This window comes from Flavobacterium adiutor (assembly GCF_048282555.1).
Taxonomy (GTDB): domain Bacteria; phylum Bacteroidota; class Bacteroidia; order Flavobacteriales; family Flavobacteriaceae; genus Flavobacterium.
The window spans coordinates 4,000,876-4,013,431 of record NZ_CP182487.1; the positions used below are offsets into that span (position 1 = coordinate 4,000,876).

General features: G+C 34.1%; 11 protein-coding genes. 5 read left to right on the plus strand and 6 right to left on the minus strand.

What is annotated here, in order from left to right:
• The first annotated feature begins 8 nt into the window (after nucleotides 1–8).
• The 3 genes from ACNC7R_RS16940 (at nucleotide 9) to ACNC7R_RS16950 (ending at nucleotide 2,590) form a co-directional block, all read left to right on the plus strand.
• Nucleotides 9–845, plus strand: a complete 837-nt coding sequence (locus ACNC7R_RS16940; RefSeq protein ID WP_417942213.1) for a hypothetical protein — start codon at nucleotides 9–11, stop codon at nucleotides 843–845.
• Nucleotides 842–2,275, plus strand: coding sequence for a glycosyltransferase family 2 protein (locus ACNC7R_RS16945; protein ID WP_417942214.1), 1,434 nt, complete (start codon nucleotides 842–844; stop codon nucleotides 2,273–2,275). The genes ACNC7R_RS16940 and ACNC7R_RS16945 overlap by 4 nt, the downstream gene beginning before the upstream one ends.
• 81 nt (nucleotides 2,276–2,356) lie before the next feature.
• On the plus strand, nucleotides 2,357–2,590 hold the full coding sequence (locus tag ACNC7R_RS16950; protein ID WP_417942215.1) for a DUF763 domain-containing protein: 234 nt from the start codon (nucleotides 2,357–2,359) through the stop codon (nucleotides 2,588–2,590).
• A 184-nt stretch (nucleotides 2,591–2,774) separates the two neighbouring features.
• Here the strand turns inward: ACNC7R_RS16950 and ACNC7R_RS16955 are convergent, their stop codons facing one another.
• Together ACNC7R_RS16955 and ACNC7R_RS16960 are read right to left on the minus strand one after the other, a co-directional pair.
• On the minus strand, nucleotides 2,775–4,136 hold the full coding sequence (locus ACNC7R_RS16955) for a pyridoxal-phosphate dependent enzyme (RefSeq protein WP_417942216.1): 1,362 nt from the start codon (nucleotides 4,134–4,136) through the stop codon (nucleotides 2,775–2,777).
• 51 nt (nucleotides 4,137–4,187) lie between these two features.
• Nucleotides 4,188–6,161 (minus strand): putative porin, encoded by a 1,974-nt coding sequence (locus ACNC7R_RS16960; RefSeq protein ID WP_417942217.1) that lies wholly within the window; start codon nucleotides 6,159–6,161, stop codon nucleotides 4,188–4,190.
• Nucleotides 6,162–6,332: 171 nt separating this feature from the next.
• Here ACNC7R_RS16960 and ACNC7R_RS16965 point away from each other — a divergent pair, with 171 nt between their 5' ends.
• A complete protein-coding gene (locus ACNC7R_RS16965) occupies nucleotides 6,333–7,001 on the plus strand; it encodes a ribonuclease HII (protein WP_417942218.1) in 669 nt (222 codons plus the stop codon).
• 106 nt (nucleotides 7,002–7,107) lie between these two features.
• On the opposite strand, the gene ACNC7R_RS16970 is transcribed toward ACNC7R_RS16965, so the two are convergent.
• From ACNC7R_RS16970 to ACNC7R_RS16980, 3 genes are all read right to left on the minus strand, one after another.
• The gene (locus ACNC7R_RS16970; RefSeq protein WP_417942219.1) at nucleotides 7,108–7,959 is read right to left on the minus strand and encodes a nuclear transport factor 2 family protein; all 852 of its coding nucleotides are present in this window, start codon (nucleotides 7,957–7,959) and stop codon (nucleotides 7,108–7,110) included.
• A 235-nt stretch (nucleotides 7,960–8,194) separates the two neighbouring features.
• Nucleotides 8,195–8,893: a lipoyl(octanoyl) transferase LipB gene (lipB, locus tag ACNC7R_RS16975; RefSeq protein ID WP_417942220.1), complete on the minus strand. Its 699-nt coding sequence runs from the start codon at nucleotides 8,891–8,893 to the stop codon at nucleotides 8,195–8,197.
• Nucleotides 8,894–8,898: 5 nt separating this feature from the next.
• Entirely contained in the window at nucleotides 8,899–9,651 is a 753-nt protein-coding gene (locus tag ACNC7R_RS16980) for a hypothetical protein (RefSeq protein WP_417942221.1), read from the minus strand.
• Nucleotides 9,652–9,977: 326 nt separating this feature from the next.
• On the opposite strand from ACNC7R_RS16980, the gene lysS reads away from it, so the two are divergent.
• Nucleotides 9,978–11,678: a lysine--tRNA ligase gene (gene lysS, locus ACNC7R_RS16985; RefSeq protein WP_417942222.1), complete on the plus strand. Its 1,701-nt coding sequence runs from the start codon at nucleotides 9,978–9,980 to the stop codon at nucleotides 11,676–11,678.
• Nucleotides 11,679–11,961: 283 nt separating this feature from the next.
• Here the strand turns inward: lysS and ACNC7R_RS16990 are convergent, their stop codons facing one another.
• Nucleotides 11,962–12,555, minus strand: coding sequence for an RloB family protein (locus ACNC7R_RS16990; RefSeq protein ID WP_417942223.1), 594 nt, complete (start codon nucleotides 12,553–12,555; stop codon nucleotides 11,962–11,964).
• Between the last annotated feature and the right edge of the window lies 1 nt (nucleotide 12,556).

The following is a 12,556-nucleotide window of genomic DNA, read 5'->3' on the forward strand; positions in this document are numbered from 1 at the left end:
GTTTTAATATGATGAATATCTGGGAACTTTATAGAAACAGTCATTGGGTAGAACCTTTTCTAACGGGTTCAATCTTTTTATTTGCTGGTTTATCAGTTATCCTGTATTTATTAATTATCCAAAGCCGAAACAGAAAAATAAAACAGGAAAAACTCAGAAATAATTACGAGCAAGTCATTGTAGAGTTAATGTATTCAGTAGTTTTTATGGATACTCCTTTTTATACAGTCAAAGAAGATTCAAATTATGCGCTTTTTTTGAAGAACACTTACTTCAGAGCAGTACTCGCCGAATCTGTTATCAATCTCCACAAAAATTACGATGGTATTTATGCATTAAAACTAGAGCAGTTTTACAAAGATTCAGAATTAATAAATAATTCTTTTAAAAAACTTAAAAGCCGTAAATGGGAAGTAAAATGTAAAGGAATTACAGAATTGGCCGAAATGAATATTACAGAAGCTTTTGATACTATCATTAGCATTTCTAAATCCAGAAACAAGACCTTAAAAATTACAGCTATTAATGCTTCCATTAAGCTGGAAGGGATAAAAGGAATCATACATCTCAAGGAACACCCCTATCCTGTTGATGACTGGACTCAGCTCAATATTATAAATGCCTTCAAAAAACACGACATTGGTGATGTTCAGGGGGTAGAATATTTGCTTGAATCTAAAAATACAACAGTTGTGACGCTTGGGCTAAAACTCATCAAAGAGCTTAAGCTTATGCAAAAACTAAAGCATGTAGAACAATTGGCACAAAAAGCTCCCAATACACTCATACAATATGAAGCACAAAGTGTATTACAAGCCTTAACCGTAAATCTTGCATACGAATGAGTTTTTTTAATAGTGAAACAATGTGGTTTTTGGATGCTTATATACTCCTAATACTAGGATATGCCATCCTAATCATGTCATCTTATCTCATATTAGCTTATCTTTCTACAAAAGCGCTAAGGAGCTATCTTAAAAAGAATAGTTTTGTAGACTACGAAGTATTGCTTACCAGCGAATTTGCACCAAAACTTTCCTTAATTGCCCCTGCCTATAATGAAGGGTTTACTATCGAAGAAAATGTAAAATCATTACTTTCTTTAAATTACAATAATTATGAGGTTATTGTCGTGAATGACGGAAGCAAAGACAATTCGATGGAAATCCTGATGAATACCTACAATCTTGTCCTGACAGAACTTGAAGTCGATTTAAAAATCGAAACCAAAAAAATCAGGGGAATATACACCTCCGGAAATGCTGCATTTAAAAAACTGATTGTTGTCGATAAAGAAAACGGAGGTAAGGCCGATGCTTTAAACGCTGGACTTAATATTGCACAAAATCCTTACGTTGTCTGCATCGATGTTGACTGTATCCTGGACAAAGACTCCTTATTAAAATTAGCAAAACCTTTTTTAGAATCTCATGGTAAACGCATTATTGCTACAGGCGGTGTTGTAAGGATTGCGAATCAGTGTGTGATCCGGAATGGTCGTCTTGTTGAAGTACACATCCCGGATGCTATTTTACCAAGAATACAGGTTTTAGAATACCTTAGGGCTTTTCTTTTAGGAAGAATGGCGTGGGGCAGACTTGACGGACTATTACTTATCAGTGGGGCATTTGGGGCATTTGACAAAGAAATAGCATTACTATCAGGAGGTTATGACACAAAAACGGTAGGTGAAGACATGGAACTCGTAGTCAGAATGCGCCGATATATGGTTGAAAATAAACTCCCCTACTCTGTTAGCTACATACCTGACCCTCTTTGCTGGACAGAAGCTCCAGAAGATTTCAAAATATTCAAAAAACAGCGCAGCCGATGGATGAGAGGAACAATTGAGACTCTTACAATTCATAAAAAAATGTTCCTGAATCCTAAATACAAACTTCTGGGCATGCTTAGTGTACCCTATTGGACATTTTTCGAATTTCTGGCTCCAGCCATAGAATTTACAGGCCTACTTATAACCTTATTATTTATCGTTTTTGGTTTTATTAACTGGCATTTCTTCTTATTACTAATCCTTTTTGTCTATACGTTTGCTGTGTTCTTTTCAGTTATAGCCTTGTTTAGTGAAGAGTTTACTTATCATAAATACCCAAAGCAAGCCGATTTTTTGAAGCTTCTGCTGGCTGCTTTCATAGAACCATTGTACTTTCATCCACTTACGGTATATGCTGCCTTAGTTGGCTACAAAGAAAAAATCAGGGGAACTAAAGGCTGGGGTGAAATGACAAGGAAAGGTTTTACAAAAAAAGAATAATTCATATATAGTTATCCAGATCTGTGCTCTAAGGCATTAAAAACTTTTTTTGTATTTTTACAGCATACAAAATCTCTCTTCATGAAACGTTCCGGAACAGCAGATCTTCCATTGTATTATGGACATGTACCTCCATGGCTTGCCGAACGTATGTCGAAACTTGGCTTCGCAATTGTTGAAACTATTGCAATGGAGTTTTCTACATCAGAAGTGATCAGTAAGCTGAGTAATCCTTTCTGGTTCCAGAGTTTTGGCGCTGTTATGGGAATGGACTGGCATTCATCGGGAATTACAACTTCTGTACTCGGTGCCTAAAAAAATCGATACATCCAGACCTACAGACTGTTGAAGAATTTATAAACGATAGTCCAAACAGAACTTCAGAAAAAAAATAATTCGAACCAAACGGTTACTGATTATTATGAAGAAAAAAACAATAGCTAAAAAAAGGCATACCTATTTGACTGTATGCCTTTTATAATTATTCATGAAGACTGTTTTATTTTATAGCTCCTATAATATCGTATTTCGTAATAATATGATGATTTCCATTTTCCAAATCTACCAAAACAGCATCATTTTCCTTTGTGAACAGTTTTGAAACCTCTTCAATTGAAGTACCTAATTTCACAATCGGAAAAGGTTTTCCCATTACTTCTTTAATCGGTTTTTCGGCAACATTTTTGTCTGCTACATAACTTCTGAACAGGTCTGTTTCATCAACTGACCCCACGAAGCCGTTAATATCTACTACCGGAATTTGTGAAATTTTGTATTTACGCATACGTTCAATAGCATGCGAAACCAATTCTTCTGTACGAACAACAATTAATTCTTTGTCAATATGATCTTTGATAACATCTTCTGCTTTTGTTACATTTTCATCCAGAAAACCACGTTCCCGCATCCAGTCATCGTTAAACATCTTACCTACATAACGACTTCCCGAATCGTGAAATAAAACCACTACAACGTCATCAGGCTTAAAATGTTCTTTTAGCTGCAATAATCCTTTTATACAAGCCCCTGCAGAGTTTCCAACAAATATCGCTTCTTCTAATGCAATTTTTCGGGTATAAACCGCTGCATCTTTATCTGTTACTTTTGTAAAACCATCGATTAACGAAAAGTCAACATTTTTAGGCAATATATCTTCCCCTATTCCCTCAGTGATGTAAGAATAGATTTCATTTTCATCAAAAATTCCTGTTTCGTGGTATTTTTTAAATACAGACCCATAAGTGTCGATTCCCCAGATTTTGATGTTCGGATTTTTCTCTTTTAAATATTTTCCAACTCCGGAAATAGTTCCACCCGTTCCTACTCCCACTACAAAATGGGTAATTTTTCCATCTGTCTGTTTCCATATTTCAGGTCCTGTCTGTTCGTAATGTGCCTGAGAATTTGATAAATTATCATATTGGTTTACATACCACGAATTTGGCGTTTCTTCAGCCAGACGTTTAGAAACCGAGTAATAAGATCTTGGATCCGTCGGTTCAACATTGGTAGGACAAACAACTACTTTGGCACCAACAGCACGCAAAATATCCATTTTTTCTTTAGACTGTTTGTCTGATATTACACAAATCAGCTTATATCCTTTTGTGATCGCTACAAGTGCAAGTCCCATCCCAGTGTTTCCTGAAGTTCCTTCAATTATGGTTCCGCCCGGTTTTAAGCGTCCATCTGCTTCAGCATCTTCAACCATTTTCACGGCCATTCTGTCTTTCACAGAATTTCCCGGATTAAAAGTTTCGACTTTTGCCAATACCAAAGCATCAATCTCAGCCACAACTTTATTAAGTTTCACTAATGGTGTATTGCCAATGGTTCCTAAAATATTATTTGAAAAGTCCATATCTGTATTTGTATAATTTTGCTTTAATATAAAAAAAACAAATTCCGTTTTTTATTGAAAGAAATTCCAAACTAAACCAAAGCGGATAGTAAAATCGCGATATGGGTTATTTGGAGCTGAATAATAATTGCTTTCGCCAAAAGTCGAATTAAAATGCTCTGCTTTTAAATAAATTCTGGTCTGGCGAATTTTTGCATTCAGGAAAAAATCAAAAGTTGGATAACCTCCTATCTTTTTAGTGTTCTGAACAAACATTTCTGCCACTACAGGATTGTAATCATTTGCATAGTATTTTGTAAAGTAATTAAAAATAATTCCGGTTTGAATAAACAGTGCCTTATTAAAGAAATAAGCCGAGTAATAAAACGTATTTCTGGTTACAAAATCCGGAACATTTAAAATCAGTTCTGATTGTGTTACCTTTTGATATAAAAAGGTATTATCGAAACCAAAATCCCCAAATTTAAATTCCCTGTTTGCTTTTACCGATATATAGTTGATTATGTTCCCATATTGAGCCGGATTCACGATTTGAGTTCTGTTTTCTTTTTGTTCCGGCGTTGAAACATCTTCAAAATACAAATGATCATTCAATACAGAATACTGAACCTCGCCATTTAGCCATGGCGTATAAATTTTTCCGCTAAATGAATTAATTTTTTCATTTTTAAAATCTTTCCCCCAATTATACTGTACATAACTGCTTTGGTAAAGTTCATAATTATTATTTGGAAGTTTGCTTATGTTTTGGTAACGAAAATCAAACTGGATTTTTTCGTTTAAATTATACCTCAGCTTAGCATCTAAATCTGAAATGGTTTCTTTTGTAATGGACCTTGTCAATAAAAACCTTCCATTCCATTTGTTTTTCTGATATTCATACTGCCCTCCAATATTATTAACCTGCCTGTATAAATTGTCATTAACAGCAACCTTTCCTTTTTCTTTTTCATCAAGAATAATACGGTAATATTTATAATTTGAACGGTAATCGTCAATGAAAAAATTAAATTTCCCAAGCAGTACATTCTCATAAGTCAACCCTGCTTTATTATACAGTTTTTCAAAACGGGTTTGATCTTTAATGTTACTTGTAACGTACGATTCCCCAAACCGCTCTACAAAAGTATTTTCTACTGTTGATAAAACAGTAGGCTGTTTGTATTCAAAAAATTTATTTTCAAAATTAAACTGGTGCGTAACGTATAAATTATTGCTTGCTTGTTTAGGGTTTATCCTGAATGCATGATCAAAAAACAGCCTTTTCCCTTTTAAGAAAGATTCGGCATCAGTAAGATAAACCTCCAGTCGCTGACGATTTGTAAAAGTTGGATCCCCGCTTTCAAAATCATCAGGCGTTGTAATGCCTCCATTTTCTTCATTTAAAACATCCTGATAAGTATAATGGGCATATAAAACATAACGCTTATCCGTTGTATTATAACTAGCCCCAATCCTGAAATTCCCAATACTGGTTAACTGGTTGATGTATTTCCCTTCTGAACGCAAACCTCTGTAAGCTGCAAAAAAATTGAGATTTTTTGAAGTATTCAGGGTAATGAAAGAATCTACATTTTGTCCTTTACCAACAGAAGTATTAAAAAACAATTCAGTCAGCGGTGTTGCGACATGGTAATAACGAATATCACTGGCATTCATAAAATTAAAATGCTTTGCCTGAAACCCCATATCCGGGTAAGGAGAAAAATCAGTAAGACTGTATTGCAATATATTGTAGGTTTGCCCAATATTAGAAAAAGGCAAAAGTCCGAAATTATCTCTCCTAAGGTAATTTTGTCTATAGGCACTTTTTATGGTTAAAGAGGTATCTACAATGGTGGTATCATGTTCTATCGTAACAATTTGATATTGCTCAATTTTAGCTACAAGCGCTTTTTTCTTTTTTACAGTATCCGTAATACTTGAATATTGCGAATTCATATCTAAATTCTTTTTAGGAGTTACTTTCTGAGAAAACGATAAGGAAGGCAGAACTAACAGATATAGAAAAAAAAGTATTCTCATTTTATAGCGTATGTATAATGTTTTTTGGATATGATTGCGAAAGCAAAGGTAAATTATAAATATGTATAAATAAAAAAACACATCAATTTATACAATGGCTTTAGTAAACAGAATGAGAACGCATATTTTTAGAGAAAATTTTATAATCTTTGTGTTTTAAAACGCATCAGAATGCTTCAGAAAAATTTTTCAGGATATGTTTTCGAAACTGGCACCGATGAAGCCGGACGAGGTTGTCTGGCTGGTCCCGTTACTGCTGCAGCTGTGATTTTACCTGCTGATTTTGAGCACCCATTTTTAAATGACAGTAAGCAGTTGTCTGAGAAAATAAGAGAATCCCTGAAACCGATTATAGAAGAAAAAGCAGTTTGTTTTGCCGTAACGCATTTGCATCCGGATGAGATTGACGAAATTAATATCCTAAATGCTTCGATGAAAGGAATGCAGGAATGTATTTTGAAATTAAAACAAACACCCGAGTTTATCATTGTTGACGGTAATCGTTCACTAAATGCAAAACTGGAGCTGAAAAATACTTTGGGAAGACAGTTTTCTGCTACTGAAATTGAGTTATTAAAATCAATTCCAAATCAAAGCATTATAAAAGGTGATTCAAAGTTTTTAAGCATCGCTGCAGCTTCTGTACTGGCAAAAACCTATCGTGATGAATTTATGAACGAAATTCACAAAGAATTCCCGATGTATAACTGGAAACAAAATAAAGGTTATCCTACCAAAGAACATCGCGAAGCCATAAAAAAATACGGAACTACAAAATACCACCGAATGAGTTTCAGGCTCTTGCCTGAGCAGTTGGAACTGGATTTTTTTGAGCTCTAAAAAAAGCACTTGAAAATCTGTTCACTAAAATTGAAATGAATATCAAAAATCAGAATGAGTTTTCAATCTGCGAATACTGATTATTCTTTTAAATGGAAGTAATTCGTTATTTTTTACTCTTCAAAAATTCAGCAAATTGTTTGGTATCAAAATAAAAAGGCGTGATTCCAGTAATTTTTCCGTTTTTCAAATCAAAATGTTCAGAGACTGGCATCGAAAGTGTTTTGCCAGATTTTTTAGCCTTACAGCTTATGGTAAAATAAATAAAAACTTCATTTTTGGAAGCATCACTAAAATAAACAGGTTCTTTTTCTATCTGAAAATCAAAGAATTCAGCTGATTTAGCAAACATTTTATTCCATTCATCAAGACCTTTATAAATCCCACCATAAGGAAGTCCTGTCGCCTGATTATAAACGGCTTCATCATCGATTAAAGTAGCTATGGCATTCAAATCTTTCGTCTTAAAAAGGCTTTCAAAATATTTTTCAACCACTTCCAAATTATCAGCTTCCAGATTCTTTAAAATATCAGCCTCCGATAAGGTTGCATCTTTGTTCCAGAAACTAATTATTTTACTGATTTGTCCTTTACCGTTTAATCGGGCAAACTCACGGCCTCCCATTATCAGTTTATTTTTAGAATCCTGTATTTTCCAGTCCCAGCTTACATAATTATCTTTTACAATTTTTGCCCCTGATGTCAATACAGCATCCGGATATTTTTTATAAAAATCATTGATAACATTATTAAATGCAGCAATACCTTTTATGGATGCTGAAGCATCCTCAAAAGTACTTTCCTCGAGCCAGATTGATTTTATCATTTTTAATCTTACATCAGTGTTACGCTCCTGCCATATCTTTTCATAAACCGTAACCGGATATAATTTATCTTTCTTTTGGCCAAAAAGACCAGTAAGCACAAAAAGGAAACAGAATAAATAACTTTTTCTCATAACCAATCAGGAATTAAAATTTCATAGCACTACTCAAATTTAGTGCAAATACTCAAGAGAATAAAATCTAGGCTGCAAATTGTCTTTATCTCAAAATCTTAACTTTTGCAAAATATTTTTTTTCTTTTTTCAGTATAATTTCACAAAAAAACCGCTTTCTATTTAAAAATGGGGCAAAATAAAAAAACCGTTTCAAATAAATACTTGAAACGGTTTTACTTTTTTAGAGCTGTTATTAAACAAATTCAGCTTCAAAGAGTTCTTTAAAATGTTGTAAGATTTTAGCTTTCACTTCTTCTTCATCCACTTTTTCAACACCAAGTTCGACATTTAAAGTAGTAACGCCTTTTCCACGGATTCCACATGGAATTATATTATCGAAATAGCCTAAATCAACGTTAACGTTTAAGGCAAATCCATGCATCGTTACCCAGCGGGAAGCACGAACACCCATAGCGCAGATTTTGCGGGCAAACGGAGTTCCAACACCTAACCACACACCTGTTTCTCCTTCGCTTCTCCCCGATTCTAATCCGTATTCAGCCAAGGTTAAAATAATAGATTCTTCAAGCAAACGCAGGTATTTATGAATATCCGTAAAGAAATTTTCCAGATCCAGAATTGGATAACCAACAATTTGCCCGGGACCGTGATATGTGATATCACCGCCGCGATTAATTTTATAAAAAGTCGCTCCTTTGGCTTCTAACTGTTTTTCGTTTAACAGCAAGTTTTCAAGATCGCCGCTTTTCCCTAAAGTATAAACATGCGGATGCTCTACAAATAATAAATAATTAGGCGTAGGCAGATCAAGTTCTTCCCTTCTGTTTTTGATTTTTAAATCGACTATGTCCTTAAAAAGTTCTTCCTGATATTCCCAGGTCGATTTATAATCTTTTTTGCCCAGATCCTGAAGTTGGATTTTTTTATTCATTTTGTTTATTTTTCAAACTCAACATCAAAGTTAAGCTTGTCCGGATTCTCCATATAATCCGTAAAAGGGTATTGAATGGTAATTGTTTTTCTGTCTTCACTAAACAAAGCATTCGGATTCGAAACTTTCTTTATTCTTTTAGGAAAATGATACTTTAAAATATAATTAGACGATGCAAAGATCATTTTTGACATATCCGGAGCAGAATCTTTTGCTTTTTCAGCCCCTTTTTTGGTATCAATAACTGCTTTTCTGCTAAACTTCTTTCCGTCATAAGTATAACTTAATTTACTATTGTTATTGCCAAAATTACTCCCAAAAGGCGATGTCGCTGCTCCGCCTTCTAGTTTTTGAAGTGTGCCGAGTGTTTGCAGAATATCCTGCATTTCGTTAACATTTTTAAAATCACTTGAAAGTGTCATTAAAAACTCTTTCTTTTCAGAACTCATTTTAGTGTTCACCACAAAATTTTCTAGTTTTTTCAGCTCTTTCTGAATTTCTGGCGAAAGTTTTGCGATACTGTCTTTTTTCGCTTCGAATAATTGTTTGAAGGTAAAAGAAGAGTCAATTTCTTTTTTTGCTTCGGCCCCCATTTGTTGGCTCATCTGGTCTCCGGCCATAGCCATTAATGAGGAACCGTCCATATCTACAGAGAATTTTCCGGTTCCGTTATCGTTGATTGTAATGCTTTCAGTAAAAGTACAGCTTGTTAATATTGCTATTAAAAAAGAAAAACTAAGTAGTTTATATAATTTCATCATGTTTAATTTTTTATCAAAGATACGAACTTTTTTAAGCTACTAAGGTTCTGAGATTCTAAGTTGCTAAGTTTTTACAGCCAGTTCAACACTTTTATTGCTAAGACCTCTAACTAAAACGCCTTTTGAAAATAAAAATTTCTAATCTAGCCCCGATAGAAATGGAAATCCTTTTATGCCGGGGTTCGGCATAAAAGATTATAATGAATAGCGGGAACAAAAGTTCATGAAAAAACCTCAAACTTCTGCTGTAAAAAACCTTAACACTTTGAGTTGAAACTTGAAACAAAAATTTTATCTTTGCAGACTTAAAAAAAGAGCACAAAATGGCATTATCAGAACAAGAAATCATCAGAAGAGAAAAACTTCAAAACTTACGCAACTTAGGAATCAATCCTTATCCGGCAAATCTTTTTCCTGTAAATCATACATCTAAGCAGATAAAGGAAACTTTTGAAGAAGGTAAGAAGGTTATCGTTGCGGGACGTTTGATGAGTGTTCGTGATCAGGGTAAAGCTTGTTTTGCTGAATTACAAGACAGCGAAGGACGCATTCAATTGTACGTAAACCGTGATGTTTTATGTGAAGGCGATGATAAAACTTTATACAACCAAGTATTCAAAAAATTAACCGACTTAGGAGATTTTATTGGTATTGAAGGTGAATTGTTTACTACGCAGGTGGGTGCAAAATGTATTCGTGTAAGCGGATTTACTTTCTTGAGTAAAACATTACGTCCGCTTCCATTGCCAAAAGTGGATGAAGATGGAAAAATATTTGATGCTTTCAACGATGCTGAATTGCGTTACAGAATGCGTTATGTAGATTTAACTGTAAATCCACAAGTAAAAGAAACGTTTATTAAACGTACCAAGTTATTTACTGCAATGCGTGGTTATTTTAACGATGCAGGATACCTTGAGGTTGATACTCCTGTATTGCAATCCATTCCTGGTGGGGCTTCGGCGAGACCATTTATTACGCATCATAATTCGCTTGATATTCCGCTTTACATGCGTATTGCAAACGAATTGTATTTAAAAAGATTAATTGTTGGTGGATTTGAAGGTGTTTATGAGTTCTCCAGAAATTTCCGTAACGAAGGAATGGACAGAACGCATAATCCTGAGTTTACTGCAATGGAAATATATGTAGCTTATAAAGACTACAACTGGATGATGGAATTTGCCGAAGGCTTATTAGAGCATTGTGCAATTGCCGTTAATGGAACTAGTGAAGTTACTTTTGGCGAGCACAAAATCAACTTTAAAGCGCCTTACGCACGTGTGACGATGACCGATTCTATCAAACACTTTACAGGATTTGATATTTCTGGTAAAACAGAACAAGAATTGTTTGAAGCTGCCAGAGGAATGGGAATCGAGGTTGACGAAACAATGGGTAAAGGAAAATTAATCGATGAGATTTTTGGAGCTAAATGTGAAGGAAATTATATTCAGCCAACTTTCATTACAGATTATCCAAAAGAAATGTCTCCGCTTTGTAAAGAGCATCGTAATAACCCAGATTTGACAGAACGTTTTGAATTAATGGTTTGTGGAAAGGAAATCGCCAATGCGTATTCTGAATTGAATGACCCAATTGATCAGAGAGCGCGTTTTGAAGATCAAATGCGTCTTTCTGAAAAAGGTGATGATGAAGCAAACGGAATTATCGATGAGGATTTTTTAAGAGCTCTTGAATACGGAATGCCTCCAACATCCGGAATGGGAATTGGAATGGATCGTTTGATTATGTATTTAACAAATAACGCTTCTATTCAGGAGGTTTTATTGTTCCCGCAAATGCGTCCGGAGAAAAAACAAACCATTGAACTTTCTGATGAAGAGAAATTCATCGTTGATTTATTGAAAGGAAATGATAATAAAATGGATCTTCAGCAACTAAAAATTACTGCAAATTTAAGCGGTAAAAAATGGGATGCTTCGATGAAAAATTTATCTAAACATGGCTTGACTAAAGTTGCTGTGGAAGGTGAATTTAAGTTTGTGGAATTGGTGGGGTAAAATATATAAGATATTCATTTAATCTGTTGGATAATAACATTGATAACAGGTTATGATTGTGGTTTGTTCCTTAAATTAGGTTTAGGCATTTTGTATGAATGTATAACTTGTTACTTAAAAAAATTAAATCTTATGGAAAAAATAAAAAACGGCGTGTTTAAAACTTTGACTGCGTGAGCACAATTTTTATGACAAACCACTATCATAATGGATAGCTTAAAGTTAAGGGTTGGAATCCCTTCTCACGCGCAAAAAAAGAGCTTCGGACGAAGCTCTTTTTTTATTACATATTTTTTTGATTTTCTAAATAAATTACTAATTGATCGACATTAGTAAAAGGATTTAAATTAAATACTTCTACTCCTTCATTATTTTGAATAACCGTTAATCTGCTTTTTTCAGCATGAGATTTCGCTGTAACTATTTTATCTTTTAAAATTGAATAGTGCTTGAAATTATTTTTTTCATAATTCTCCATTCCTGCACATTTTTTCAATTCCTTTTCTAATTCCGCTTCCGAAGTAAAAGCTTTTGTAGAATTTTTAAAGTGAAGCAGGTACCAAGTCTCAAAACATATACTCGAAAAAATAACGTCAGCATTTTTTTGAGAAGCAAGTTTGAAAACATCTCCTCTTCGTGGGAAATTATCATGATCAAAAACTACAAATATCTTTTCAAAACCCTCTTTCTTTGCATTTTTTAAAACATCCGTTACATCACCTTTACAGTCAATTACATTTACAGCTATGGTTTTAGTCAAACCTAAATCCTCTTTCATTGCATTAAAATAATTCTTCTCAGTCAATCCTTCACAAAGAATCAGAACTTTTGATTTAAACTGCCTTTCCTTAAAATTATTCTTAGGTCTTTTAGCCATA

Bases quoted from the DNA above. Each gene is read 5' to 3' on its own strand.
- ACNC7R_RS16970 (WP_417942219.1), bottom strand. From the start codon at position 7,959: ATGAGAAAAAGTTATTTATTCTGTTTCCTTTTTGTGCTTACTGGTCTT.
- lysS (WP_417942222.1), top strand. From the start codon at position 9,978: ATGGCATTATCAGAACAAGAAATCATCAGAAGAGAAAAACTTCAAAAC.
- ACNC7R_RS16955 (WP_417942216.1), bottom strand. From the start codon at position 4,136: ATGGACTTTTCAAATAATATTTTAGGAACCATTGGCAATACACCATTA.
- ACNC7R_RS16990 (WP_417942223.1), bottom strand. From the start codon at position 12,555: ATGGCTAAAAGACCTAAGAATAATTTTAAGGAAAGGCAGTTTAAATCA.
- ACNC7R_RS16980 (WP_417942221.1), bottom strand. From the start codon at position 9,651: ATGAAATTATATAAACTACTTAGTTTTTCTTTTTTAATAGCAATATTA.
- ACNC7R_RS16950 (WP_417942215.1), top strand. From the start codon at position 2,357: ATGAAACGTTCCGGAACAGCAGATCTTCCATTGTATTATGGACATGTA.
- ACNC7R_RS16940 (WP_417942213.1), top strand. From the start codon at position 9: ATGATGAATATCTGGGAACTTTATAGAAACAGTCATTGGGTAGAACCT.
- ACNC7R_RS16965 (WP_417942218.1), top strand. From the start codon at position 6,333: ATGCTTCAGAAAAATTTTTCAGGATATGTTTTCGAAACTGGCACCGAT.
- lipB (WP_417942220.1), bottom strand. From the start codon at position 8,893: ATGAATAAAAAAATCCAACTTCAGGATCTGGGCAAAAAAGATTATAAA.
- ACNC7R_RS16960 (WP_417942217.1), bottom strand. From the start codon at position 6,161: ATGAGAATACTTTTTTTTCTATATCTGTTAGTTCTGCCTTCCTTATCG.
- ACNC7R_RS16945 (WP_417942214.1), top strand. From the start codon at position 842: ATGAGTTTTTTTAATAGTGAAACAATGTGGTTTTTGGATGCTTATATA.